The organism is Actinophytocola sp. NPDC049390 (assembly GCF_044466355.1).
GTDB lineage: Bacteria > Actinomycetota > Actinomycetes > Mycobacteriales > Pseudonocardiaceae > Actinophytocola.
This window is the reverse complement of the sequence record NZ_JBITMQ010000019.1, coordinates 1-24,688: the sequence shown is the minus strand read 5'-3', so window position 1 is coordinate 24,688 and position 24,688 is coordinate 1. Positions and strand designations below refer to the sequence as shown.

Here is a 24,688-nt window from a genome sequence, read left to right as displayed (position 1 = left end):
GAGTCAATACGCGATCTCGACGGTGTGGCGGAACGCGGCGGGGTCCGCGGCGTGGGTGAGGCAGTAGTGGGCGACGTCGGCGCGGGAGATCGACCAGCAGCGGCGCAGCTTCTCGTCCACCGCGGTCCGGTACCGGCCGGTGACGGCACCGTTGGTGAGGCGAGCGGCGCGGACCAGGGTCCAGTCGAGGTCGCTGCCGCGGACCGTGTCCTCCATGATGGCCATGTCGGCGTACGGCTTGGCGAGGACGCGGTGCAGGATCGCGGCGACGGTCCGCTCGGTCAGCCGTCGCGGCAGCTCCAGCGACGACGTGGAGACGACGAGCAGCCGGGACATCCCCGCGTTCCGCATGGCGGCGACGATGTTGGCGGTGCCCTGCGAGTAGACGGTCGTGGCGTGCCGGTGCATGCCGATGCCGAGCCCGGAGACCACGACCTCCGCCCCGTCCACGGCTTCGGCGACCGCCACGGGATCGAGCACGTCCCCGCCGACGACCGTGATCTCGTCGCCGAACTCGGCGAGTGCCTCTGGCTTGCGCGCGAGCGCGGTCACCTTGTCACACGCGTCGAGCGCCTGCCGGATCACCGACAGCCCGGTCCCCCCGGTGGCCCCGAACACTGCCAACCGCATGTCGCCCTCCAGTGTGCGATGCGCAGCGCGAGATGCCGGGCCCCGCTCCCGCGGGGCCCGGCTCCCGGCTCACGCTGCCTTCGGTTCCGTCGTCGCCGCCGCCAGGGCCGCCGTCAGCTCGGCCCGGGACGCGCCGGGCAGCTGCGGTGGCGGCCCACCCGCCATCGCCGCCCCGATCCGCTGCGCCATCTCCTCGTTGGCGTACAGCTCGGCGGGCGAGACCAGCGACATCATCACGTGCGCGACCCGCCGCCACACCTCGACGTCCTTCAGCGACGCGGCCACCGCGGCGCCGAAGTGGACCACGCCCGGCGGCGGCATCTGCGGCCGCTGTCCCGCCGCCACCGCCTCCCAAAGGCCCGCGCGGCCCCGGTCGTTGGCGATCGCCTCGCCGAGGAACGGCGCCAGCAGCGCCTTCGTGGCGCCCGCGAAACGGGCCGCCTGCGTGCGGTCCACCGTCGGGTGCGCGTCCAGCAGGTCGGCCAGCTCGTACACGTGCGCCAGCGCCAACGACACGCCGCGCCCGTTCGCCGGGTTCGTCGTGCACACCGCGTCGCCCAGGCCGTAGAAGCCCTCGGTGAGCCGCGGTGCGCCCGGGTCGACGAAACGGGAGCTGTTGTCCAGCCCGCCCATCGCGTACACCGGCGAGATCGGCTCCGAGTTGCCCGGCGCGACCCAGCCGGCCAGCAACGGGGTCGCGCGGATCGCCGCCGTGAACGCGGCCTCCTCGCGCAGCGACTTCATCGGCTTGTCGTCCGGGAGGACGCCGACCGAGATGGAGAACGTGTCGCCCTCACCGAGGAACAGGACGGCCGTGTAGCTGTCCCACATGCCACCGGCACCGAAGCCGCGGTTCAGCGGACCGGGCGGCGCGGGGGTCAGACGCCGGTAGTACCTGGTGTAGTACGTGATCCGGCAGCTCTCGCTCTGCGCCTCGGGGACCGGCAGCCCGGCCTCCTCCAGCCACTTCGCCGACGACGTCTTGCGGCCGCTCGTGTCCAGGACCAGGTCGGCTGCCAGCTCCGTGCCGTCCGACAGGCGCACGCCCGTCACCCGGTCGCCGGAGGCCACGAGACCGCGGACCGTCGCGCCCGTGCGCAGCGAAACACCCTGCCTGGCAAGGGCCTTGGTCCGGAGCACCCACTCGAACGTCGACCGGCGCACGGTCAGCATGTTCAGCAGGTCGTCCGACGGGACACGGTCGACCGGGCCCAGCGTCGGCGGGGTGAAGTCCGCCAGGTTCACCTCACCCGCGCCGGCCTCGACCAGCGCGGTGTACACGTCCGGCAGCTGCGCGCGCAGGATGTTCGTCCCGCGCGAACCGAACGCGTGCGAGTGCGCGGCCTGCGGCACCGTCGGACGCGGCCAGCCGTTCGCCGCCTCCTCCAGAGTGGACGGTGGCTCGGCCGTCTCGCGTTCCAGCACCAGCACCTCGTGCCCGCGGTCCGCCAGCGCGGCCGCGGCCGCGAGACCGGTGACGCTGCCGCCAACAGCGATGATCCTCATCAGGCGTTCCAGAACTCGTCGAGGGCGTACACGTCGTTCGGGTAGGTCCAGAACTCCTTGATCTTGCCGTCGACGATCTTCGCCACGTTGATGAACGGCATGTCCAGCACGAGACCCTTGCGCTCATAGTGGGTCTCCAGGATCGCGAACGCGTAGTTGTCGCTGCCGCCGATCTCCTTGACCTCCATGCGGAGGTTGCCGTTCGTCAGCTCCCACATCTTGTTCGCGAACGCCGTCGAGTCCTCGATGCCGACGTGCTCACCGGACAGCGGGTTGCGGCCCGGGTAGTGGTGCACCGAGTCCTCGTGCCAGTACGTGCCCGCGGTCTCGACGTCGCCGGTGCCGAAGGCGGCGTACACCTTCTCCATCAGCTGGACGTTGGGGTTCTCCGACATGGTCAACTCCTCAGGATGCCTTGCTGGTGACGGAACTCGGGAGGGTGGAACGAACGGCGTCGGCGATCTTGGCGGCGTCCGGCGGGAACGCGTCCTCCAGCGACGCCGCGAACGGCACGGGTGCGTGCGGGCTGGTGACGGTGCGCACGGCGGCGGACAGCGACGAGAAGCGGTTCTCCGCGACCGTGCCCGCGATGTCGGTGGCGATGGAGCAGCGCGGGTTGGACTCGTCGACCACGACCAGCCGCGACGTCTTCTCCACGCTCGCGTACACCGTGTCGAAGTCGAACGGCGACAGCGTGCGCGGGTCGATCACCTCGGCCTCGACGCCCTCCTCGGCGAGCGCCTCGGCGGCCTTGGTCGCCTCGTGGACCATCCGTCCGATCGCGACGATCGTGACGTCGCCGCCCTCACGCACGACCGACGCCTTGCCCAGCGGGATCGTGTAGCGCTCCTCGGGCACGACGCCGCGGCTGCCGAAGTACAACAGCTTGTGCTCGAAGAAGATCACCGGGTCGTCGTCCTGGATGGCCGACGCCATCAGCCCCTTGGCGTCCACCGGGTTCGACGGCGCGACCACCTTCAGGCCGGGGATGTGGGTGAACAGCGAGTACAGCGCCTGCGAGTGCTGCGCGGCACGGCGCATCCCGGTGCCCCACATGGCACGGATCACCAGCGGCACGGCCGCCTTGCCACCCACCATGTACCGCAGCTTGGCGGCCTGGTTGAGGATCTGGTCGAAGCACACGCCCGCGAAGTCCACGAACAGCAGGTCCGCCACCGGCCGCAGCCCGGTCGCCGCCGCGCCGACCGCCGCGCCCACGAACGCGGCCTCGGTGATCGGCGCGTCGAAGATCTGGTTCGGGAACCGGTTGTGCAGGCCGCGGGTCGGGCCCCACGCGTGGCCGAGCGTGCCGTCGCAGCCCGTGCCGCCGATGTTGTCCTCACCGAACACGACCACCGACGGGTCGTGCTCCATCTCCAGCGCCAGCGCCTCGTTGAGCGCCTCCAGGTAGGAGAGAACGCGTGGTGTCTCGGTCATGTCTCTCTCCCTCAGTACGACACGTAGACGTCGGTCAGCAGCTCGGACAGCTCCGGCTCCGGCGCGGCCTTCGCGGTGGCGACCGCCAGCTCGACCGCCGCGTCCACCGTCACGTCCACTTCGGACAGGTCCGGCTCGGCCAGCCCCGCCTTGGCGGTGAAGAGCGTCAGCGGGTCCTGCTCGGACCGCAGCCGCTCGACCTCGCCCTCGCCGCGGTAGCCCTGCTGGTCGAAGCCCTCCATGTGGCCGAAGAACCGGCCCGCCTTGCACTCGATGAGCGACGGGCCGCCACCGGACCGCGCCCGCTCGACGGCCTCCTCGGCGGCCGCGTGCACGGCGAACCAGTCGGTGCCGTCGACGGTCGCCGCGGGGATGCCGTACGCCTCCGCACGCCGCGCCACGTCGAGCCCCTTCAGGTGGTAGCGGGTGCCCGTGGCCTGTGCGTAGAAGTTGTCCTCCACGACGAACACGACCGGCAGGTTCCACACCGTCGCGAGCGTGAGGCTCTCCGCGAACGACCCCTGGTTGGCCGCGCCGTCCCCGACGAACGCCACCGACACCTGGTCGCGGCCCAGCACCTTCGCCGACAGGGCCGACCCGCACGCCAGCGGCGCGCCCCCGGCCGCCACCCCGTTGGCGCCGAGCATGCCCTTGGAGAAGTCGGCGATGTGCATCGAGCCGCCCTTGCCGTTGCACAGGCCGCCCGCCTTGCCGTACAGCTCCAGCATCATCGCGGTGATGTCGCAGCCCTTCGCGATCGCGTGGCCGTGGCCGCGGTGCGTGGACGCGATGTAGTCGGACTCACGCAGCGCGGCGCACACACCGGCGGCGACGGCCTCCTGGCCCGCGTACAGGTGGACCGCGCCCGGGATGCCCCCGTTCGGCAGCTCCTCGTGCACCCGCTCCTCGAACGCGCGTATCGTGCGCATCACCCGGTACGCCTCGAGTAGTTCTGTCTGCGCCATAAGGGGAATTCCTTTCGGGCCCGCGAAATGCCACCGCTGACGGTAGGTCCGATTCGCCCGGTGCCCGGGAATCGTCGACCGCGTCTCGACCGGACGTCGGCCCGTTCTGTCAAGGGCTCGTCAGTGGGCGGGAAACCGCTCGAGACTCGACGTAGGCTCGACCGTGGCTGGGTGGCCGGCCACTAGGAGGAGGTCTCTCAATGCGTTTCGACACTCTCGCGGTCCACGGGGGCGAGCGGGTGCCGGGTCCCGAGGGCTCGGTCGTGTTCCCGATCTTCCAGGGCACGGTGTTCACGAGCGAGCCGGGCGAGTCCTACCACGACATCAAGTACCACCGGTTGAACTCGACGCCGTCACAGACGTACCTGCACGACAAGCTGGCGGCGCTGGAGGGCGCGCAGGCGGCGGTGGCCACGTCGTCGGGCATGGCCGCGGTGACGACGATCCTGCACACGCTGCTCGGCAAGGGCGACCACCTGCTGGTGGGCGACGTCCTGTACGGCGGCACCCACGACTTCGTCACCGGGCACGCGGAGCGCCTGGGCTGGGAGTACACGGTCATCGACCCGCACGACCCGTCGTCGTGGGCCGTGCGGGACAACACGAAGGCCGTCCTGGTGGAGACCATCACGAACCCGATGATGCGGGTCGGGCGGCTGCGGGAGGTCGTCGCGTTCGCGCGCGAGCACGGGCTGGTCAGCGTCGTGGACAACACGTTCGCGTCGCCGGTCAACTTCCGGCCGGTCGTCGCGGGCTTCGACCTGGTGTTCAACAGCGCGACGAAGTACCTGAACGGCCACTCGGACGTGGTCGCGGGCGCGGTCGCGGGCTCGGCGGAGCTGGTCGAGAAGGTGCGGCACACGCAGAACCTGTACGGCGGTAGCCTCGACCCGCACGCCGGATATCTGCTGGCACGCAGCCTGAAGACGCTCGGTGTGCGGGTCCGGCAGCAGAACGCGAACGCGCTGGCACTGGCGACGTTCCTGGCCGAGTCGCCGAAGATCGCCGGGGTGAACCACCCGGGGCTCGCGACGCATCCGGACCATGAGCATGCGCGTGAGCTGTTGAGCGGGTTCGGCGGGATGCTGAGCTTCCGGCTCGCCGGTGGGGTGGCCGCGGCGGAGGAGTTCATGGCGGCGCTCACGCTGCCTGCCGTGGCGCCCAGTCTCGGTGGGGTGGAGACGTTGATCACCCGGCCGGCGGTGACGTCGCATGCGGGGATGTCGCCGGAGGACCGTGTCGCTGTGGGTATCACGGACGACCTGATCCGTCTGTCGGTCGGTATCGAGGACGTGGAGGACCTGTTGGGCGACTTCGCTCAGGCTCTCGACAAGATGTGAGGGGCCTCACGATTCGAGCGTGCTGAGATTTGGTATGGATGGACGGCCTGGGGCCCGCGTCGCGGGCGGTGCAATGCCCTGAAAGACGCTTTCGGGGCGTGGAATGTCCCGAAAGCGTCTTTCAGGGCGGTCAGCGGTCGCGGAGGGCGGTTTCCACCGCGCCCACCTTGTCCGCCAGCAGGCCCAGTGCGCCCACCGCGCGCACCATCGGGTCGTCCTCCGCACCGCCCAGGGCCTTGTTGCGCAGGAACGCGGCCTTCACGTCGGCCCACCGGGTGGCCTGTTCCGGGGTGAGGCGGCCGCGCAGCTCGGCCAGCTTGAGCAGGTTGGCCTCCGCGCCCGCGGTCAGGGTCTGCGCCTCGCCGAGGTAGTGGTCGTCGATCAGCGTCTCCAGCTCGGCGTCGTTCATCACCGGGACGATGCGTTCCGCCAGCTTGTTCATGTTGCGGTACGAGCCCTGGAGCTGGAACGACGGCTCCACCCGCGACGACTCCGCCTGAGCCGCCGACGCGATGTACGCCTGGTTGTTCGCGAGTACGACCTGCTGCACGCGCAACAACTTGCGCAGCACCGACGTGATCTCGTCCAGCTCCACCGCCGAGTACGGGTGCGACAGCTGCTCGGACCGGACCTCCTCGCCGCGTGCTAGACGGATCAGCTGCTCGATGTCGCCGCGTTCGCGGGTGGACAGCGGGGCCAGCACCTGGTTCGACGTCAGCGAGTTCTCGATGTAGCTGAGCGCGAACAGGTCCTCACGGCCCGACAGGACGTCGCCGAGGTTCCACACGTCGGCGCGGTTCGCCAGCATGTCCGGAATCCGGAACCGCTTGCCCTGCTCGGTGTACGGGTTGCCGGCCATGCAGACCGCGAACCGCTTGCCGCGCAGGTCGTAGGTCCTGGTGCGACCGTCCCACACGCCTTCCATCCGGCGCTGCGCGTCGCAGAGCGAGATGAACTTCTGCAGCAGCTCCGGGTTGGTGTGCTGGATGTCGTCCAGGTACAGCAGCGCGTTGTTGCCCAGCTCCAGCGCGAACGAGATCTTCTCGACCTCCTGCCGCGCGGTCGCGTTGGGCGCGTCCGCCGGGTCCAGCGACGTCACGTCGTGACCGAGCGCCGGGCCGTTGACCTTGACGAACACCAGGCCCAGCCGGTTCGCGACGTACTCCATCAGCGTCGTCTTGCCGTAACCGGGCGGGGAGATGAGCAGCAGCAGGCCCATCTGGTCGGTGCGCTTGCCGTCGCCGGTCGCGCCGAGCTGCTTCGCCAGGTTGTCACCGATCAGCGGCAGGTACACCTCGTCGAGCAGCCGGTTGCGCACGAACGCGCTCATGACCTTCGGCTTGAACTCGTCCAGCCGCAGCCGGACGCGTTCGCGGTCGAGCAGTTCGTTGCGCTGCTTCTGGTACGCGCGGAACGCGGGCACCCGCTCCAGCCGGAACCGGCGCGTCCGCGCGAGCGTCTCGTCCAGCCGCAGCGTCATGCGGCGGTCGGCCACGCGCGGGTGCGCGCCCAGCAGCCCCTCGACCGTGGCGGACACCGCCGCCGACGAGTCGTGCCGCGGCAGGTCGCACAGCAGCAGCGCCACCGCCTCCGGCAGCTCCTCGGCGGGCAGATCGTCCGCTGTGGACACGAACGCCGTCAGCCACGCGGTCGCCAGCTGGTGGCGGGCCACCACGTCCTCGCCGAGGGCGCGCAGGTCGTCGTCGAACTCGCGGCGGCCGCCCAGCTCGCGGCGGAACCTCTCCACGATCGTCCGCGCGCCCGCGCTGGTCACGAAACCGGCCGGGGTCGAGCCCAGCTCCTCGAACAGGTACTCGGCGGCCAGCCCGGTGTCGCCCTCGGCCAGCGGGGACTCGGCCATGGCGGACGCGAACTCGTCGCAGAGTGCCGCGATCGCGGCGACCGGGCCGAAGGCGGCGCGGGCCCGTGCGAGCGACGCCGCCCGCGTGGTCCAGGCCTTCCGCGCCTCCTCCGGTGCGCCGAACGCCCAGAACAGCTGCGCCAGCGCGCGGGCCGCCGGTGGGTACCGCAGCAGGCCGGCACCGGCCCGCAACCGGACCAGCACCTCCAGGATCGCGGCCGCGTCGTGGTCGTGCACGCCGCGCTCGTAGCCCTCGTCGTAGCGGGACTCGGCCGCCGTGCGCACGAGCGCGAGGAGGTCCGCGTCGTCCGGGACACCGGCATCGAGGACCGACGCCGCCAGGTACTCGGCGCGGTAGACGTCCGCCGACTCCGACACCAGCAGCTGGCTCCAGAACGGCTTCGTCTCCAGGAACGCGGGGTCGCGGACCGGGGTGCGGAAGTCGGTACCGGTGACGGCGAGCGACATGCCGCCGTCCTTCGGCACCAGCGTCAGGTCGATGGCCTGCGTGTTCACCGCGAACCGGTGGCGACCCAGCCGGACGGTCTCGCCGCCGTCACCGAACAGGTCGGCGCGGTCCCGCAGCGACCGGCCCGCCTCCTGGCGGGCGGCCTTCAGACGGCCGTCCAGCTCCTCGGCGCGGACGGCGTCGTCGAGAGCACGCAGCTCCGACGCGACCGAACGGACCTTCGCGACCATCGGGTCCGACGCGAAGTACGTGTTGATCTCGTCCAAACTGGACAGCGTGGCGACGCGGCGGTTGATGCTGGTCAGCACGCGTTCCGCGGAGTCGACGAGGCGGTCCGCGCGGCGGGACTGCTCGTCGACGAGCGCCTGCTTGCGCGAGGAGAACGCCTCGTAGACGTCGGTGCGCTTGGCGGTCAGCTCGGCGAGGAAGTCGTCGAACTCGCTGAACCGGGACTCGAGGTTCTCCAGCTGCAGCAGCAGCCTGCCGAGCTGTTCGTCGCAGCGCTGCGGCGTGTCCGCGACCGCGAGCGCGCCCGTGATCGACTGGCCGAGCAGCGCGAACTCCGCGGCGAACGCGGCGCGGCCCTCGGTGGCGAGCAGCTCACGACGGCGTCCGTCCACAGTGGCCCGTGCCCGGTTGACGCCGCCGAGGACCTCGCCGATCCGCTCCAGGATCTGGGTGCGCACGGTGGCGTCGGCGATCTCGAGCGAGCCGACGACCTCGGTGACGATCTCCAGCCCGGCCGCCTGCTCCGCCAGCCGCTCGACGACCGGGCCGGCCTCGGCGACGGTCGTGATCGCGGCCGCGTCGGCGACCAACGCCTCGACCTTCTCGTGGTAGCCGGTGAACGCGTCGTCGCCACGCAGGAACTCGACCGCCCGCTTGGCCGCGCTGTCCAGTTCGGACTCCAGCGTGGCGGCCAGCTCGTCGATCCGCGCGGTGTCGACGTACCGCAGCTCGCGCAGCGTCACGAGGTGGCCCTGCGCGCGGCGCAGCGACGCCAGCTGCTGGACCCACTCGTCGGCGGACTTGGGCGCCTCGCCGCGGACCCGCCGCACGAGCGACGCGATCTCGTCGCCCGCCTTGCCGAGTTCCGCCGCGGCGGTGTCGGTCAGCGACTGGACGTTCTCGAACTCGGCCAGCACCTGCTCGGCCGTGGCCCGCACGTCGGTGAGCGCGCCGCGCAGGTCGCCCAGCTCCTGCTCACCGAGCCAGTGGTAGCTGTCGAACGCCCGCGCGCACGCCGCGATGAGGCCCTCGAACACGGCCGTCGACGGCGCCATCTCGTCGATCATCCGGGTGACGGAGAGGCAGTCGGAGATGCCGCGGACGAGGTCCGCGTTGCCGACCCGCTCCAGCGGGCCCGTGCCGACCGGCTGTGCGGCCGCGTACGAGTCCGACACGAACGGCGTCTGCCACACCTGCATGGGGTGCACCCGTGTCGGTTCTTCCGACGTGGCGCGGAACGCGACCAGCGTGCCGTCCTCGAACAGCGAGTAGCCGTGGCACGGCAGCGGGTTCGCGACCTCCTTGCGGATCACGTTGTAGGGCAGCAGCAGCGTGCGGCCCTCGCGGCGGGCGTGGAAGGCGTACAGCACGTCCTCGCCGTTGGGCGACCGGATGACCCGCTCGAACTCCAGGTCGTCGGTCTCGGTGTTCTCGAACGTGCGGGACACACCGGTGGCCAGGTAGTAGCCGCCGGGGAAGATGATCCCCTGGTCCTCCGGCAGCCGCTGGCACGCCTGACCGATCCCGTCGAGCCGCACCACCGTCTTGGTGCGCGTGTTGAACACCAGGTAGCGGTGGACCTTCTCGTTGTACGGCAGGATCCGCAGCAGGATCAGCGGGCCGACGCGGGCGTACCGGACGTCCGCGTCCGCGAGGCTCTGCAACGGCTCGTCCACCGGCTCGCGGTAGATGCCCTCGCCGACCTCGGTGTTGTTCTCGATCTTGATCGTGAGGTCGCCGTTGACCGTCTCGATGAACAGCTCGTTCTCGATCGAGATGTGCGGGTGGCGCCCCAGCACGTGGTCGTCACGGCTGGTCTCGGTCCACTCGAAGTCGTGCGAGGACGGGAACACGTGGTCCCGCTCGCCCGCGTTGTCCACGTAGGACAGGGTGCCGTCGGCGCCGACCAGCCAGCGCAGGACCTTGATGTCCTCGGTGCGCGGGCCGGTCTGGAAGATCGCGAGCAGCTTGCCCTCGATCGGCCGCAGCTGCAGCAGCCGCGTCTCCCGGTAGTACTTGTACAGCTCGGTGAAGTCGCGGCGGAACCGCTCGTCGGCCAGCAGCTCCGGGCGTTCGGCGGGTGCGTCCTCGAACCGGAACGCCTCACCGTCGCGGGTGAACCGGTGCAACGAGAACACGTCGTCGATCGTGGTCTCGGGCTTGAGGCCGATAAACACGTTGTAGCCGAACAGCATCAGCCCGCTGGCGCCGCCGTCGCTGTCCGGGATGGACACGACGTCGCGCGGCACGCAGTTGTTCTCGGTGCGGATCCGCTCGCCGCCCACGAGCCGCAGTTCGGTGCTGCCGAACACCTCGAGGCGGCGGGTGTTGAGGGCCTCGGCCCGCCGAGCAAGCTCTCCTGCCTGCTCGGCGAGCCGCTGCCGCAGCACCTCGTAGGTACGGGCGTCCAGCCCGTCCTGTGCGGGGGCGGGCGCGTCGACTGTCTGCGTCACGGCTGCGGGGCGATCTCAGGCACCCGCTCGACCGGCGCCGCCGCCATGGGGGCGCCGCTCAGCAGCTCCTGGATGCGCGAGGCCTGCGGGCCGCCCTCCTTCATCATCTTCATCAGGGCGGCCGAGATCGACAGGTTCTTGACGTCGTCGCTGCCCAGCGAGGACAGGATCTCCTTGAGGTCGTCGGCGAAGTTGGCCGAGCCGTTCAGCCACGGGCCGGCCAGCTTCTGCGCGACGTCGGAGCCGTTGACGAACCCGTCGACGCTCTTGCCGAGCGTGATCGAGCCCATCAGCTTGTCGAAGAAGATGCTGTCGCCGCCGACGATGTCGATGTCGGCCTTCTCCAGCCCGGCGGAGAGCACCATGGCTTGCGACTCGGCGACATCGCGCTGCGCCTGGATGCCCGCCATCCGCAGGTCCTTCTCCATCTCCAGCCGCAGGCGGAACTCCTCGTGCTCGCGGGTCGCGTCGTCCAACGCGGCCATGGCGGCGGCCTTCTCGGTGAGACCCTCGGCCTCGCCCTTCAGCTTCTCGCGCAGCGCGTCGGCACCGGCCAGAGCCTTCTCACGCTCCACAGTGGCCTCCGCGACGCCGCGCTTCTCCACGGATTCGGCGGTGGCGAGGCCCTTCTCCCGCTCGACGACCGCCTCGGCGCGGCCTTCCTTCTCGATGACCTCCGCGTTGCGCTCGCGCACCTGCACCTCGGCGAGGCCCTTCGCGGCGGCCTCGGCCTGGACGCCCTCGGCGAGACGGATCTTGGCGCGGGCCTCGAGGTCGGCGGTCTGCTGACGCGCCTCGGCGAGCGTGAGCTCCTCTCGGGCCTTGTGCTTGGCCGCGGCTTCGGCCGCCTCGGCGGCCTTGATGTCCTTGACCAGGTGCTCCTGCGCCTCGGCCTCGGCGGCGATGATCGTGGCCTGCCGCAGCCGCTCGGCCTCCTCGACCGCGCGGAGGCGCTTGATGTTCTCCTCCTGCTCGGCCACGGTCTTGTCGACGGCGACCCGCTCGCGCACCACCTCGGCGACGGAGCGCTTCTCGACCTCGACCTCCTTCTCCTTGGCCGCGTTGGCGAGCGCGATCTCCCGCTCGCGCGCCACGACCTCGAGCTGACGGTCCTTCTCGATGCGCTCGGACTCGATCGCGATGACCCGCTCGCGGTTCTTCTCGGCCACGGCGATCTCGCGGGCCCGGTTCTGGTCCTGGATGCCGAGCTGCTCGTCGGTGCGCAGCATCGCGGCCTGCGACTTGAGGCGCTCCTCGGCCTGGACCTTGGCGGTCTCGGCCTCCTCGCGGGCCTTCATGGTCTCGATCTCGCGGCGCTGGCGGTTCTCCGCGTCGGCCTGGCGGCGCTCCAGCTCGAGGATCGCCTCGCGGGCGTCCACGTTCTGCTTGGTGATCTCCTTCTCCTCGTTGCGCTGGAACTCGTTGGTCCGCACGTGCTCGATCGCCGTCAGCTCGGTGATCTTGCGGATGCCCTGCGCGTCGAGGATGTTGTTGGAGTCCAGCCGCTCCAGCGGGGTCTGCTCGAGGTAGTCGATCGCCGCGTCCTCGAGGCTGTAGCCGTTGAGGTCGGTGCCGATGACGGCGAGGATGCGGTCGCGGAACTCGTTGCGCTTCGTGTAGAGGTCGACGAAGTCCAGGTGCTTGCCGACGGTCTTGAGGGCCTCGGAGAACTTGGCGTTGAACAGCTCCTGCAGCGTGCCCTGGTCACTGGCGCGCTGGGTGCCGATCGCCTGCGCCACCTTGATGACGTCCTCGCTGGTCTTGTTGACCCGCACGAAGAACGTGATCCGGATGTCGGCGCGGATGTTGTCCTGGCAGATCAGCCCCTCCTGACCGGTGCGGTCGATCTCGATCGTCTTCACCGAGATGTCCATCACCTCGGCCCGGTGCAGCACCGGCAGCACGACCGCGCCGGTGAACGTGACGTGCACGTTGCGTGCCTTGGAGACGATCAGCGCCTTGCCCTGGTCGACCTTGCGGTAGAGCCGGCTCACGGCGATCAGCAGGATCAGCAGTACGACGAGCGCGACGCCGCCTGCGATGAGGATTGTTTCCATTCAGATTCCCTTTCAGGCAGGCGCGACCCAGAAGAACTCGCCGTCGATGTCGTAGTCGAAGATCAGGGCCCGGCGGCCGTTGGTCAGCTCGTGTTCACCGGTCTGTCGCACTTGGATGATCGCCGTGGACCCGTCGGCGGCCGTCACCTCGGCCTGTCCGAAGTCGCCGGTGACGCGGCCGGTGCGGATGACGCACTCACGGCCGACGAAGTCGTTGCGGGACGCCTCACCGCCCGGGGCGTACAGCTTCCGCAGGGGCACGGCGACGAGCCGGGCGGCGAACAGCCCGGCGACGACACCGACCACCAGCACGCCGATGCCCAGCAGGGTGTGCACGACCGCGACGTCGGGGATGACGAGACCACCGACGAGGGTGACGAACCAGGAGACGACGATCATCACGGAGGCGGTCACCGTGACCGGCACGCCGCCGAGACCGAGCCCGTCGCCGACGTCGAGGTCCCCGATCTCGACGTCGAGAGTGCCGACGAGCACGAGCAGCCAGTAGAGCAGGACGGCGGCGAGGAGGAAGGAGAAAACGACGGCGGGGAACGACAAAGCGGCAGCCACGAAGTCGCCCATGTGCCTTTGCCTCCCCACCCGGACGATCTCCCACCGACCGTCGCGGCGAGACTATATCCAGGTGAGGAGGCAGTTGAGGGCGGGAACGCCCGAAATTGCGCCCTTAGTGCGCCTTCGTGTGCTGTCGGGAACGGCTCAGTAGCGAAACGCCACCACCCGCGAAGATCACCTGCAGCGCGATCTCGGTCCAGTCGATGCCCGGCGTGTCCGCCACCCCGATCAGCGACGCCACCCCGGTACCGGCCACCGCGGCGACGATCCCGACGAGGATCGTGACGAGCAGCGACATGTTGTGACGCCCGGGAACGACGGCGCGCCCGAGCCCGCCGATGACGGCCCCGAAGATGATGGCCGAGATGAGTCCGGTGATCTCCACAGTCTTCCCCTTTCTCCTGAAACCAGGATCGCGCCGGGCGCGCATTCCGGGATCGGGAGAATTCCCTGAACCGTCTCAGGGTTGGCGGTCCCGGGAGACGTGCGTCACGATCGGGACCATGCTGGACCGATTCGAGACCGCGACCCGCCTGCCCGCCCAGAACCTCGACCGCGCCCGCGCCTTCTACGCCGAAAAACTCGGCCTCACACCGGCGGAGGAACGCCCCGGCGGCCTGCTCTACCGCTGCGGCGGTTCGAAGTTCGCGTTGTTCGCGTCGGCGGGCCGGCCGTCCGGCGAGCACACCCAGATGGCGTGGACCGTCGACGACATCGAGGCGGTCGTCGACGAGCTACGCCGCCGGGGCGTGGAGTTCGAGCGCGTGGAGATGCCCGGGTTGCGGACGGTCGACGGCATCACCGAGGTCGAGGGCAACTATCCGTCGGTGGGCACCGGAGAGCGGGCCGTGTGGTTCCGCGACAGCGAGGGCAACCTGCTGGGCATCGGCCAGCCGATCCGCGCGCAGAGCTACTAGGTCGGGGCCCGCTTCGCGGGCGGTGCAATGCCCTCAACGTCCCAAATCGACCGTTGATCAAGCTCGGCCATGCACAACGCGGCCCGCGGCCGAAAGCAGCGTTCAGAGCCCTTCGAATAGCGAGACACGACCCACCAACAAGCCGCTGACCTGCGAAAACGTCCCTCCCAGGACGTAATCTCAGGCCCCACCCATTCCCGGGGGCCACCCGCCATGCCAGTCTACCCGTAGGTGCCGACAGGAACGGGGTGACGACGGTCGGCTGTGGATAACCCGACCACCTGTGGACAACTAGAACGACTCGCGGTTGTAGGCGGCCAGGCGTTCGGCGAGTTTCTTGTCGTCCCGGTCCGCGGCCGGGACCAGGATCTCCGCGACCACGTCGGTCAGTTCCGCCATGCGCTGGTTCAGCCGCCTGGCTTCCTGGACCTCGCGTTCCAACGACGCGACGCGCTCCCGCAGCCGCCGGATCTCCTCGTCGACGCCGACGATGCGGGCGACACGTCTGCCCTGCTTCGCCACCACGGCGCGCAGTCGCGACTTCACCGCTTCCATGTTGCCACCAGCCTGCATACGTGCGGATCCTCATCCTTGTAGACGGCGTACCCGTAGCCCTCTTCGCGGTGCTCGACGGCGCCGCCCCACGACTCGATCTCGGCGGCGACCTGGTCGCCGGGCAGGTACTTGCGGAAGTGCTCTCCGTACACCTTGGCCGCGGCCGCGTTCTCGTCGGTGCGGAACTCGAGGTAGAACCGGCCGCCGCGGCGCAGGCACATGCTCGCGAGGCGCCACAGCGCGTGCCGGCCCGCGTCCTCCAGCGCGTGCACCAGGAACCGGGCGTAGAGCGTCGGCGGCTCGGCGCGGTGGGCCAGTTCGCCGCCCGCCGCGAGGACCTGGCGCAGGTCGTAAAGGTTGAACGTGCGGAACTCGGCCGGGAGGTCCTCCGCGCGGGCGGTCTTGCCCGCGCGTTCGGTGGCGGCCGGGATGTAGTCGAGGCCCAGCACGTTCCTGCCCTGCCGCGCGAACCACAGCGAGTCGCGGCCGGTGCCCGAGCCGATGTCGACGAGGGCCCGGCCGTCGGGTTCGCGTGCGTGCACCCACTCGGCGAACGCCGACGGCTGTTCCGACACCGTCGACTGCGCACGGCCGAAGTAGAACGGCCACCAGTGGTTGCGGTTCAGCACGTTGCCGCGCGTCCAGCCGTCGAGCCGCCGCCGCACCCACGGCGGGGTCTCGAACTTGAACGACGGGTCCGGGATCCGCCAGTGCGGGCCGTACGTGATCGCCAGCAGCGCCTCGGGGTCGGCGGGCGCGACGATGCGGCGGCCCTCCAGTTCGACCTCGCCGAGCGGCAGGATCACGGACCGGTCGAAGTCCTTCGCGTGCACCTCGGGCATGAGGTAGAAGGTGCCGTCGACGACGAACCCGGCGAACACGTCGATCGCGCGGCCGCCTTCCGGGTCGGGGACGATCACCTTGAAGTCGGCCGCGGAGAAGCGCCACGTCCAGTAGCCGGCGCGGATCATCACCCGCTCCAGCGCGAACGACTCGCGCGCCACGTCCGCCGGGCTGGTGTGCCGGGAGAGGTACGCGACGTCCGCGTCCGAGTCGTGCGGGATGAAGTGCCCGTCGCGGACGGCGCCGAGGAGCGCGCCGAACGCGAGGAACGCGTCCACGCAGCCTTCGTCGCGCAGGCGCGCGAGCACGTCCTCGATCGCGTCGAGCAGCGTCTCGCGGGTGGCCTCGCCGCGGTGGGAGAAGCCGCACTGCATATCGCCGCCCTTGTCGACGATCAGCGGCCTGCCCTTGCCGTCGACGATGCGCACGCGGTGGTCGGTGTCGTCGAACCGCACGTCCCCGCTGAACAGGACTTTCTCGCCGAACCGTTCGCGGACGGTCACCGCGCCGGTGCCGCGCAGGAACGGCCGCAGGTTCACCGGCCACGGCGCCAGCCGGTGACCGTTCTCGAGGCGGGTGTCCCGCTCGGCGTTGAACGACCACGTCCACTGGTCGTCGAACAGCACGTCGACGACGGACCTCTGGTCGGTGGCGACACGGACGCCGTCCTGGTCGACCACCGGAGCACGACTGTGTGTCCCATTCATGATTCGGAAAACTCTAACAGCGGGTGAACGGAAGGTGGAATCTCTGCTGTCAGGTCACCGAACGTATCCGGTACACGAGGACCGACCCGGCCACTCCCACCAGCGCGGACAGCACGTACAGCACCGGATACCCGCCGAGGTGGGTGACTATGGGTGCCGCCAGCACGGGCGCCAGCACCTGCGGCAGCGAGTTCGCGATGTTGATCACGCCGAGGTCCTTGCCCCGGTCACCCGCGGCGGGCAGCACCTCGGTCATCAGCGCGAAGTCGACCGACAGGTACACGCCGAACCCGAGCCCCAGCACGGCCGCCGCGACGATCGCGCCCGGCCACGTCGGCCAGAACGCGAGCACCAGTGACGCCGCCGCCATCACGTTCCCGGCCCAGCACACGAACACCCGCCGCCTGCCCACCCGGTCGGACCAGACACCGCTGACGACCACAGTGGACAGCAGGGTGGCCGCGTAGATCGCGGTGAGGACGAAGACGCCGCCGTCGGGGTCGTCGTAGCCGACCTCGTCCTGCAGGAAGTACAGGAGGTAGACGATCGCGACCGAGTTGCCGAGGTTCAGCAGGAACCGGGTGAACCAGGCCCAGCCGAAGTCCGGGTACCGCCTGGGGTTGATCCAGAAGTCGCGGATCCGCAGCCGTGGCCGGTCGACCGGGTCGATCACGGTGTCCTTGCGCAGCAACAGGTACGGCACGGTCGTGACCACCAGGAACGCCGCGCACACCAGGTACCCCGCCGCGATCCCGCCGACCGCGGCCGCGAGCCCGGAACCCACGACGATGCCGAGCGTCTGCCCGACCCCGAGCCAGCCGCCGACCATGCCGCGCTGGCGGTGCGGCACCTGGTCGGGCACGGCCGCGAACAGCGCCGCCTGCATGGCGTTCAGCGTGAGCTGGGCCGCGCACCAGCCGAGCGTCATGATCACGATGTTCGGTGCGCCCGCGAGGATCGCGAGGCTCGCCACCCCGCCCGCCGCGCCGAGCGCGGTCCACGGCAGCCGCCTGCCCGCGCGCCACGTGGTGCGGTCGGAGATCGCACCGAACAGCGGGTTGGCGATCACGGACACGGCGGCACCGAGCCCGGAGACCACGCCGAGCGCGACCTCCTTGTGCTCGGGCACGAGCGCTTCGGCCTGCAACCCGAGCAGGACCTGGATGGGCCCGTAGAACGCGGTGAAGAGCCCGAGGCTCGCGAGGGTGACGAGCGCGGTCCACCGCCGGGGAACGGCAACCGTCGGCTCGGTCAGCGCTGGGCTTTGATCAGGTCTCGATACCAATGGAAGGAGTCCTTCTTCGTGCGGGCGAGGGTGTCGTAGTCGACGTGCACGAGCCCGAACCGCTGCGAGTACCCCGCCGCCCACTCAAAGTTGTCCACAATGGACCAGACGAAGTACCCGCGCACGTCGATCCCGTCGGCGATCGCCTGGTGCGCCGCCCTGATGTGCCCGTCGAGGAAGTCGATGCGCCGCTTGTCGTGCACCTCGTCGTGGTAGGCGCAGCCGCTCTCGGTGACGTACAGGGGCGGCAGGCGCTCGCCGTACCGCGCGGCCAGCATGGCGAGGGTCTCCCGCAGCCCGTCCGGCACGACGGGCCAGCCGAAGTCGGTGACCGGGCAGCCCTCGATCGCCGGGAAGTCGAACGGCAACCCGGACGGCATGGCCACCCCGTCGATCACGGTCTCCCGGCCGGACGGCGCCCCCACCCTGCTCGGCAGGTAGTAGTTGACGCCGTACCAGTCCAGTGGCGTGGCGATGATCGCCAGGTCCTCGGCGACCGGGCCCGGCATGGCGGTCGCGAGCTCGTCGGTGGGATACCGCCCGGTCAGCACCGGCGCGGCGAACATGTCGTTGACGAGCGTGTCGTAGAGGTCCGCGGCGCTGCGGTCGGCCGGGCTGTCCGACGCGGGCCGGACCGGCACGTGGTGGTTGGCGATCCCGACGCTCGTGGCGCCACCGGCGCGCAGCGCGCGGGTCGCGAGCCCGTGCGCCAGCAGCTGGTGGTGGGCGGCGGGCAGCGCGTCGAACATCAGCTCCCGCCCCGGCGCGTGGGCCCCGACGGCGTACCCGAAGAGCGTGACGACCATGGGTTCGTTGAGCGGCATCCACATCCGCACCCGGTCACCGAGCCGCGCGACGACGGCCGCCGCGTAGTCGGCGAACCGGAACGCGGTGTCGCGGTTGAGCCAACCACCGTCGTCCTCCAGGGCCTGCGGGGTGTCCCAGTGGTAGAGCGTGACCGCGGGCGCGATGTCCTTGGCGCACAACTCGTCGACGAGCCGGTCGTAGAAGTCGAGGCCCTCGGCGTTGACGTCGCCGCGCCCGGTCGGGAAGACCCGCGGCCAGGAGATCGAGAACCGGTAGGCGCCGACGCCCAGCTCGGCCATGAGCCCGACGTCCTCGCGGTACCGGTGGTAGTGGTCGGTGGCCGTGCGGCCGGTGTCGCCGCCGAGCACCTTGCCTGGCACCGCGGCGAATGTGTCCCATGTGGACGGACCGCGACCGCCGTCGTCGACGGCGCCCTCGATCTGGTAGGCCGAGCTCGACACGCCCCAGAGAAAGCCGTCGGGAAACCGTGGCAACGTCATCGCGATCCCTCTCCGGAGCACGGGCGGAGCGCGAGACAGCTTGGACGCTGGACGGTTCCCGGTCAAGCCTCGGGACGGATACCGAGACCACTCCGAGGCCACTCAGAAGCCAGCACGGCCCACACCTCGATGTCGTGCCGCACGCCGTGCAGCGGGGCCGCCTCCCGCAGCACGCCTTCCTTCGTCATCCCGAGCCTGCGCGCGACCGCGCTGCTACGCGTGTTGCCGGTCGCACAGCGCCATTCGACGCGGTGCATGCCACGCACCCGGAACGCCCAGTCGATCATCTCTGTCGACGCACGGGTGATCAGCCCGCGCCCGACGGCCTCCGGCGCGAGCCACACGCCCAGCTCGCAGTTGCCCATCGCCTGATCCCACACCCGGAACAGCACGCCGCCGACCAGCTTGTCGCCGACCCAGATGCCGAGGATGCGGCCCTCTCCGCGGGCCTGCGCGTCGGCGTACCGCTGCAGCAGCTTCTCGGCGCCGTCGACCTCCGCCGCGCTCGCACCCCACGGCAGCCACCGCAGCAGGTGCTCCTGGGCGGCGGCGACGTGCGCGGCGAACTCCGGCGCCCGCCACGGCTCGAGCGCACGCAGCTCGGCGTCGTCGGTCAGCGACCTGGACAGCATGGGCACCTCCGTACCAAACGTTTGTTATGTACCCTAGCCGTCATGCCGGCGAAGGGCGACCACGTTTCCAGGAGGGCGGACGTAGCGGCGGCCGTGTGGCGGGTGCTCGCGAGCCGCGGCTTCGACGGCCTGACGCTGCGCGCGGTCGCGACGGAGATGGGCGCGTCGACTGGCCTGCTCACCCACTACTTCACGAACAAGCGCGACCTGGTCCGGTACGCGCACGAGATCGCGGCGGAACGCACGGACACGCGGCCGCTGCAGGCGGCGGACGAACCCGGTCTCGCGGCGCTGCGGGTCGCGTTGGTCAACGTGCTGCCGCTGACCCCGGAGGCCACCGCGATGAGCCGCGTGTGGGTGAGCTTCTGGGACGCCGCGCTGGGTGACGACCTGCTGAGCGAGGCGCAGCGTGCCCGGTACGAGCGGTGGCGCGGCCGTCTGCGGGCGTGTGTCGAGGCGGCACAGGAACGTGGCGAGCTGCCCCCGTCGCCGCCGGAGGACGTGGCGGTCGAGGCGGCGGCGTTCGCGCACGGCCTTGTGGTGCAGGCACTGTTCGACCCGGACCGCCTTCCCGCCGACCGGCAACTGGCGTTGCTGGACAACTTCCTGGCGGGCCTCACAGGTCGGCGATGACGGCGTCCTCCAGGTCGGCCCAGGTGAGCGTGTGCCGCACCCACTCGGGTGCGGGACCCTTCTGCCGCCCGAACAGGTAACGGTGCGGGACGACGTCGAGCAGCGCGCGGTGGACGTCGATCCGGTCGTCGACCATGTGCGTGATCCTCAGCGACGCGCAGTGGCCCGCCTTCTCCTCCCGCTTGCGGCAGAAGCGGACGTTGCCGCGGGGGACGCCGGTGCGGGCGTGGAAGTCGTGGTGGTCGAGCCAGGCGAGCGTGCGTTCCTGGATGCGCGGCCCACACTTGGAGATCACCCAGACCCGGCCGCCGAACGCGCCGACGAGGCGGGGCAGCACGTCGAACGCGCCGTCGGTGGCCGGGGAGGCGAGGGCGTCCTCGAAGCTGCCGTCCAGGAACACGGTGTCCTGCAGGCCGTCGGCCGCGGCGGCACCGTGGACGACCCTCCCGAAGTCGACGCCGAGACGTGGTTGGTTCTTGTTCACGCCCGTCACGCTGCCGCACCGAACACTCGAACAGAACTATTGATACGTCGCGCAGCTATAGTTCAAGACTATGGTGTCAACCGACGCGCTGGCGGCGTTCGCCGTCTTCGCCGACCACATGAACTTCACCCGCGCGGCGGCGGCCCTGCACATCTCCCAGCCCGCCCTGCACGTGAAGATCACCAAGCTGGCCGCCACCGTCGGCCGCCCCCTGTACCGGCGCAACGGCCGCACGCTGACCCTCACACCGGAAGGCGAGGCGGTCGCCCGGTTCGCCCGTGACCTGGACAAACGCATGTCCGCGTTCCTGGACGAGGTCCGCGCGACGGAACAGGTCCGCCCGCTGACGCTGGCGGCGGGCGAGGGCGCGTACCTGTACCTGCTCGGCGACGCCATTCGGACGTTCCGCCCGCTGAAGCTGGTCAACCGCGACAGCACCCGCATGCTGGCCGCCGTCCGCACCGGCCGCGCGGACCTGGGCGTCGGTGTGCTGGAGGCGGTCCCGGACGACGTCACGGCGGTGCTGCTGGCGTCGTACCCGCAGACACTGGTCCTCCCGGCGACGCACCCGCTGGCCGAACACGCGGAGCTGACGGTCCGCGACCTGAACGGGGTGTCGCTGGTGCTGCCGCCGGTCAACCGTCCACATCGGAAGACGGTCGAACGTGCACTGCGCGCCGCGGAGGTGGACTGGGCGCTCGCCATCGAAGCCGAGGGCTGGCCGCTGACGCTGCACTTCGTCACGCTGGGCGTCGGCCTGTCCGTGGTGAACGGATGCGTCCGCCCGCCGGCGGGCTTCACGAGCCGCCCGATCACCGATCTGCCAAGGGTTCCGTACCACGCCGTCCACCTGCCCACACGCACGGACGACGCCCGGCTGGCCGACCTGCTGGCCGCGGTCCGCGTGTCGGTGGAGCTGGGCTAGACGACCCGCACGCGGGACGGCGGCCACCCGGGCCGGAGCAGGTGGTCCCCCAGCCCGGCAACCTCCCACCCGTCGTCGGTGCGGGCCACGATCACCCCGATCGCGCGCGCGGCCGAGCCGGGTGTCAGGTAGTGGTGCCCAAGCCCGTTGACCGCGAGCCCGGCAGTGTGGAAGAGCCGCACCAACTCGAGTTCCGGCCCGACCGGCCGAGGTCGCGCGCCGACGCCGAGGTCGTCGAACGGCCCGTCCCCGAAGCTGTCCCTGATACCGCGAACGACGTCGGCGCGCATGCCGAGAAAGAGCCGATCGTCGCCCCGCCCGAGAAGAAGCCGTTCGACGAGCCGCTCCCGCTCGCCCGCCTCGCCACGAACCCACATCTGGGCCAGGCACAGCCGAAACTCCCGCCCGATCGCGTCCCAGACCTCCTCGACACGGTCGTCGAGCACACCCTCCGCCCAGTCGAGAACGAACCGGTTGGGCCCGGACACGAGCTGAGCGAACTCCTCGAGGGACAACTCGGGGTCGGTCATGCCCGCAACTATGCGACGGCCCCGGCGGCCCAGCAACCCGGCTAACCCGGCGCGGTGACGACGGGCCCGAGCGGTGCGGGCAGCTCGGCGAGCCCCCGCAACCGGGCAGGCGGGAAGTCGGTCCACCCGCTCTGCGGCTCCCGTGAGCTGTGCAGATGCCGGTCGAGGAACCGCTGCCACCGCCGCATCCCGTCGACCGCGGTGGCGACGTCCAGCTCCCCGGCCTCGATGGCGTCGCCGAACTCGTCGAGGTCGAGCGACCGCTGGTGCCGCCCGTCGACCGGCACGACGACGTCGAGGTAGAGGTCCCGGACCACAAGGACACCCGGTTCGACGGTCAGGTGCACGAGGTCGACGTACCAGCTGTCCGGCCCGGCCTCGCCCCGGTCGTGCCCGGCGTTGGCGCGCCAGGCAGGCACGGACAGGCTCACGCCGAGGTCGAGCAGCACGAACACCCGTTCCAGCAGCGAACGCCCTGGCCAGGGCACGAAGCTGTCCGGCAGCCGGAACTCGTAGGCGACCTCGTCGCCGTCCCGAACCCCGGGCAACGGCCCGAACAAGGGCACGGGGTCCCCGTGCCGCCCCCGCCACACCTCGATCCGCTCCACTCAAGTCCTCCCTCTGTCAGGCCAGCGACGCGGCGAGCACGTTGTCGAGCGACCACAGCCGTGCCGGGTCACCGCCGACGACCGGGAGCATGCGCTTCGCGTGGTCGTGCAGGGCCGTGTCGTAGTCCAGCCCGCCGGACACCAGCGTGGCCGCGGCCTCGACCAGCTCGTCGAGATCGGCCTCGATCCTGGCGCGGGACATGCTCGCCGAGCGCTCCCCGTCGTCGTCGACCATCGGCGGTTCGCCCGACATCATCGTGTAGGCGGGGAAGCGGGACACGTCCGGGACGACCGTGTAGAAGGGCACGCCGTTGAAGAAGTACTCGGGCCAGCGGTTGCCCCCGAGCGTCAGCCACGGCGTCCCCGCCGCGAGCGCGACCATGCCGAACCCGGAGTGCGGGGAGACCAGCACGTCACAGGCGGCGACGGCGGCGACCTGGTCGAGCAGCGGCTCGTCGACCACGTCGACGTGCCGGGGCATGGCGCCGCGGATGCGGTCCATCTCGCCGGCCGTGAAGGTGGTCGAGGTCCGCGCGTCCGCACGCAGCTTGCCGACCAGGCAGAACGTGGCGGTGGGAAACCGCGCGGCCAACGCGCCGACGACCAGCTCCCACGACCGCGTCGACGGGTAGAACGAACGGGGCGAACTCCCACCGGGCAACACGGCGATCCGCGGCCCGGCACCGGGGAAGCGGTGGTCCGCCGGCGGAATCGACAACCGCCAGTGCTCACCGGGAGAGTACGGGACAGGCTTGGGAAACCCCGCGAACCCCTTCTGACCGGCGAAGTAGGCCGTACTCGCGTCGAACCAGGACGCGATGCCGGGAAAGAGACTCCGCTGCGCCGGGTCGTAACCGCGGAAGTCCGAGACCACCACGTCCCACTCCGACGGCAACGCGGCCAGCGACCGTGAGTGGTCGGCCGCGGTGTCGAACACGTCCATCGGAACAGCGAAGGCCCGCTCGACGAACGACACGTGGTCGGCAAGTTCAGTGGCGGTGCCGGCGTTGAGCGCCACGGACACCCGCCGAGACGGATCCGCGGCCCGGTACCCGTTCGCGTAGTGCAGGGCCTCGATGACATGCCCGATCGGATGACAGTAGACAAAGTTGACCAACAAGCCCGACGACACCGAAGGAGACTCCCAGCCGAACCCCGACGGGACAACCGATTTCGAACGACATTCGCTCGCCTGCCCGTCCGGCGAGTTTCACAGGTATCAGGCGTTTTCAGGGATGACGTGTTCGGTGTAGCCCGCGGAGACGAGGCGTTCGTAGGCAGCCTGCACGTCGTCCGGGATGTCCTGGGGGATCGCGTACCCGCGTGCCGCGTGGAGCCGGATTCGCTGTGTGTCGCCGACCATCACGTTGATCATCCGGGGGATGTCGCCGATGCCTGCCGCGTGGGTGTCGAGGTCGACCTGCTGGGACGTGCACACCACCTCGACCTCCGGCCACAGCTTCCGGCACGTCGCGAACGCCCGGCGCTCCTGGTACGGCCGCGAGACGAGCATGACGGATTTCGGCACGATGCCCTCCGCAGCCAGCAGCTCACGCGTCAACGTCAGGTTCTCCCCGGTGTTCCTGGCCGCCGGCTCGACCCGAATCGCCTCGTCGGGCACGCCTTCAGCCAGCGCGCGTTCCCGATACCCGGGTTCCGCAGCTAATCGCGGTTCTGGGTTACGGCTGGGGTTGGATCTGCTGGTCAGTGGTCTGGAACATGGTGTGAAACACGGTTCCGCCT

The 24,688-nt window shown here is 70.5% G+C and carries 23 protein-coding genes; 4 read left to right on the top strand and 19 right to left on the bottom strand.

Translation table 11 applies throughout. From position 1 onward, the window contains the following. Nucleotides 1–3 precede the first annotated feature (3 nt). The 5 genes from ACIBVP_RS39215 to ACIBVP_RS39195 all read right to left on the bottom strand — a co-directional run bounded on the left by ACIBVP_RS39215 (nucleotide 4) and on the right by ACIBVP_RS39195 (nucleotide 4,538). A complete protein-coding gene (locus ACIBVP_RS39215) occupies nucleotides 4–630 on the bottom strand; it encodes an NAD(P)-dependent oxidoreductase (protein ID WP_396111588.1) in 627 nt (208 codons plus the stop codon). 69 nt (nucleotides 631–699) lie between these two features. After that, on the bottom strand, nucleotides 700–2,136 hold the full coding sequence (locus ACIBVP_RS39210) for an NAD(P)/FAD-dependent oxidoreductase (RefSeq protein WP_396111587.1): 1,437 nt from the start codon (nucleotides 2,134–2,136) through the stop codon (nucleotides 700–702). Then, nucleotides 2,136–2,531, bottom strand: coding sequence for a nuclear transport factor 2 family protein (locus ACIBVP_RS39205; RefSeq protein WP_396111586.1), 396 nt, complete (start codon nucleotides 2,529–2,531; stop codon nucleotides 2,136–2,138). The genes ACIBVP_RS39210 and ACIBVP_RS39205 overlap by 1 nt, the downstream gene beginning before the upstream one ends. Before the next feature lie 10 nt (nucleotides 2,532–2,541). Beyond that, a complete protein-coding gene (locus ACIBVP_RS39200) occupies nucleotides 2,542–3,573 on the bottom strand; it encodes an alpha-ketoacid dehydrogenase subunit beta (protein WP_396111584.1) in 1,032 nt (343 codons plus the stop codon). An 11-nt stretch (nucleotides 3,574–3,584) separates the two neighbouring features. Further along, nucleotides 3,585–4,538: a thiamine pyrophosphate-dependent dehydrogenase E1 component subunit alpha gene (locus tag ACIBVP_RS39195; protein ID WP_396111583.1), complete on the bottom strand. Its 954-nt coding sequence runs from the start codon at nucleotides 4,536–4,538 to the stop codon at nucleotides 3,585–3,587. A gap of 200 nt (nucleotides 4,539–4,738) precedes the next feature. On the opposite strand from ACIBVP_RS39195, the gene ACIBVP_RS39190 reads away from it, so the two are divergent. After that, the gene (locus ACIBVP_RS39190; RefSeq protein ID WP_396111582.1) at nucleotides 4,739–5,878 is read left to right on the top strand and encodes a trans-sulfuration enzyme family protein; all 1,140 of its coding nucleotides are present in this window, start codon (nucleotides 4,739–4,741) and stop codon (nucleotides 5,876–5,878) included. 130 nt (nucleotides 5,879–6,008) lie between these two features. Here ACIBVP_RS39190 and ACIBVP_RS39185 read toward each other — a convergent pair whose 3' ends face one another. The 4 genes from ACIBVP_RS39185 to ACIBVP_RS39170 all read right to left on the bottom strand — a co-directional run bounded on the left by ACIBVP_RS39185 (nucleotide 6,009) and on the right by ACIBVP_RS39170 (nucleotide 13,904). Further along, the gene (locus tag ACIBVP_RS39185; RefSeq protein WP_396111581.1) at nucleotides 6,009–10,889 is read right to left on the bottom strand and encodes a DNA repair ATPase; all 4,881 of its coding nucleotides are present in this window, start codon (nucleotides 10,887–10,889) and stop codon (nucleotides 6,009–6,011) included. Beyond that, nucleotides 10,886–12,946 (bottom strand): SPFH domain-containing protein, encoded by a 2,061-nt coding sequence (locus ACIBVP_RS39180; RefSeq protein ID WP_396111580.1) that lies wholly within the window; start codon nucleotides 12,944–12,946, stop codon nucleotides 10,886–10,888. The genes ACIBVP_RS39185 and ACIBVP_RS39180 overlap by 4 nt, the downstream gene beginning before the upstream one ends. 12 nt (nucleotides 12,947–12,958) lie before the next feature. Next, nucleotides 12,959–13,528 carry a hypothetical protein gene (locus ACIBVP_RS39175; protein ID WP_396111579.1) on the bottom strand — a complete coding sequence of 190 codons (570 nt, stop codon included), beginning with the start codon at nucleotides 13,526–13,528 and terminating at the stop codon, nucleotides 12,959–12,961. 103 nt (nucleotides 13,529–13,631) lie between these two features. Then, nucleotides 13,632–13,904, bottom strand: a complete 273-nt coding sequence (locus tag ACIBVP_RS39170) for a GlsB/YeaQ/YmgE family stress response membrane protein (RefSeq protein WP_396111578.1) — start codon at nucleotides 13,902–13,904, stop codon at nucleotides 13,632–13,634. 118 nt (nucleotides 13,905–14,022) lie between these two features. Between ACIBVP_RS39170 and ACIBVP_RS39165 the strand changes: the two genes are divergently transcribed. Then, nucleotides 14,023–14,436 (top strand): VOC family protein, encoded by a 414-nt coding sequence (locus ACIBVP_RS39165; RefSeq protein WP_396111577.1) that lies wholly within the window; start codon nucleotides 14,023–14,025, stop codon nucleotides 14,434–14,436. 291 nt (nucleotides 14,437–14,727) lie between these two features. On the opposite strand, the gene ACIBVP_RS39160 is transcribed toward ACIBVP_RS39165, so the two are convergent. The 5 genes from ACIBVP_RS39160 to ACIBVP_RS39140 form a co-directional block, all read right to left on the bottom strand. Beyond that, nucleotides 14,728–14,982: a DUF6752 domain-containing protein gene (locus ACIBVP_RS39160; RefSeq protein WP_396111576.1), complete on the bottom strand. Its 255-nt coding sequence runs from the start codon at nucleotides 14,980–14,982 to the stop codon at nucleotides 14,728–14,730. Next, complete coding sequence (locus ACIBVP_RS39155; protein ID WP_396111575.1) at nucleotides 14,979–16,514, bottom strand: methyltransferase domain-containing protein; 1,536 nt, start codon at nucleotides 16,512–16,514, stop codon at nucleotides 14,979–14,981. The genes ACIBVP_RS39160 and ACIBVP_RS39155 overlap by 4 nt, the downstream gene beginning before the upstream one ends. Nucleotides 16,515–16,590: 76 nt before the next feature. Further along, nucleotides 16,591–17,826 carry an MFS transporter gene (locus tag ACIBVP_RS39150; protein ID WP_396111574.1) on the bottom strand — a complete coding sequence of 412 codons (1,236 nt, stop codon included), beginning with the start codon at nucleotides 17,824–17,826 and terminating at the stop codon, nucleotides 16,591–16,593. Next, entirely contained in the window at nucleotides 17,793–19,133 is a 1,341-nt protein-coding gene (locus ACIBVP_RS39145) for a GH1 family beta-glucosidase (protein ID WP_396111573.1), read from the bottom strand. The genes ACIBVP_RS39150 and ACIBVP_RS39145 overlap by 34 nt, the downstream gene beginning before the upstream one ends. A gap of 62 nt (nucleotides 19,134–19,195) precedes the next feature. Beyond that, nucleotides 19,196–19,765 (bottom strand): GNAT family N-acetyltransferase, encoded by a 570-nt coding sequence (locus tag ACIBVP_RS39140; protein ID WP_396111572.1) that lies wholly within the window; start codon nucleotides 19,763–19,765, stop codon nucleotides 19,196–19,198. A gap of 42 nt (nucleotides 19,766–19,807) precedes the next feature. Between ACIBVP_RS39140 and ACIBVP_RS39135 the strand changes: the two genes are divergently transcribed. After that, nucleotides 19,808–20,398 (top strand): TetR/AcrR family transcriptional regulator, encoded by a 591-nt coding sequence (locus tag ACIBVP_RS39135; RefSeq protein WP_396111571.1) that lies wholly within the window; start codon nucleotides 19,808–19,810, stop codon nucleotides 20,396–20,398. Here the strand turns inward: ACIBVP_RS39135 and ACIBVP_RS39130 are convergent. Further along, the gene (locus tag ACIBVP_RS39130; RefSeq protein WP_396111569.1) at nucleotides 20,382–20,882 is read right to left on the bottom strand and encodes a hypothetical protein; all 501 of its coding nucleotides are present in this window, start codon (nucleotides 20,880–20,882) and stop codon (nucleotides 20,382–20,384) included. The genes ACIBVP_RS39135 and ACIBVP_RS39130 overlap by 17 nt on opposite strands. A gap of 70 nt (nucleotides 20,883–20,952) precedes the next feature. Between ACIBVP_RS39130 and ACIBVP_RS39125 the strand changes: the two genes are divergently transcribed. Further along, nucleotides 20,953–21,807, top strand: a complete 855-nt coding sequence (locus ACIBVP_RS39125) for a LysR substrate-binding domain-containing protein (RefSeq protein WP_396111568.1) — start codon at nucleotides 20,953–20,955, stop codon at nucleotides 21,805–21,807. On the opposite strand, the gene ACIBVP_RS39120 is transcribed toward ACIBVP_RS39125, so the two are convergent. The 4 genes from ACIBVP_RS39120 to ACIBVP_RS39105 all read right to left on the bottom strand — a co-directional run bounded on the left by ACIBVP_RS39120 (nucleotide 21,804) and on the right by ACIBVP_RS39105 (nucleotide 24,578). Continuing rightward, a complete protein-coding gene (locus tag ACIBVP_RS39120; RefSeq protein ID WP_396111567.1) occupies nucleotides 21,804–22,337 on the bottom strand; it encodes a hypothetical protein in 534 nt (177 codons plus the stop codon). The two genes, ACIBVP_RS39125 and ACIBVP_RS39120, sit on opposite strands and share 4 nt — an antisense overlap. Before the next feature lie 41 nt (nucleotides 22,338–22,378). Next, a complete protein-coding gene (locus ACIBVP_RS39115; RefSeq protein ID WP_396111566.1) occupies nucleotides 22,379–22,945 on the bottom strand; it encodes a DUF402 domain-containing protein in 567 nt (188 codons plus the stop codon). Between the two features lie 16 nt (nucleotides 22,946–22,961). After that, nucleotides 22,962–24,062: a hypothetical protein gene (locus ACIBVP_RS39110; RefSeq protein ID WP_396111565.1), complete on the bottom strand. Its 1,101-nt coding sequence runs from the start codon at nucleotides 24,060–24,062 to the stop codon at nucleotides 22,962–22,964. 102 nt (nucleotides 24,063–24,164) lie between these two features. Beyond that, nucleotides 24,165–24,578 carry a YdcF family protein gene (locus tag ACIBVP_RS39105; protein ID WP_396111757.1) on the bottom strand — a complete coding sequence of 138 codons (414 nt, stop codon included), beginning with the start codon at nucleotides 24,576–24,578 and terminating at the stop codon, nucleotides 24,165–24,167. Nucleotides 24,579–24,688 lie beyond the last annotated feature (110 nt).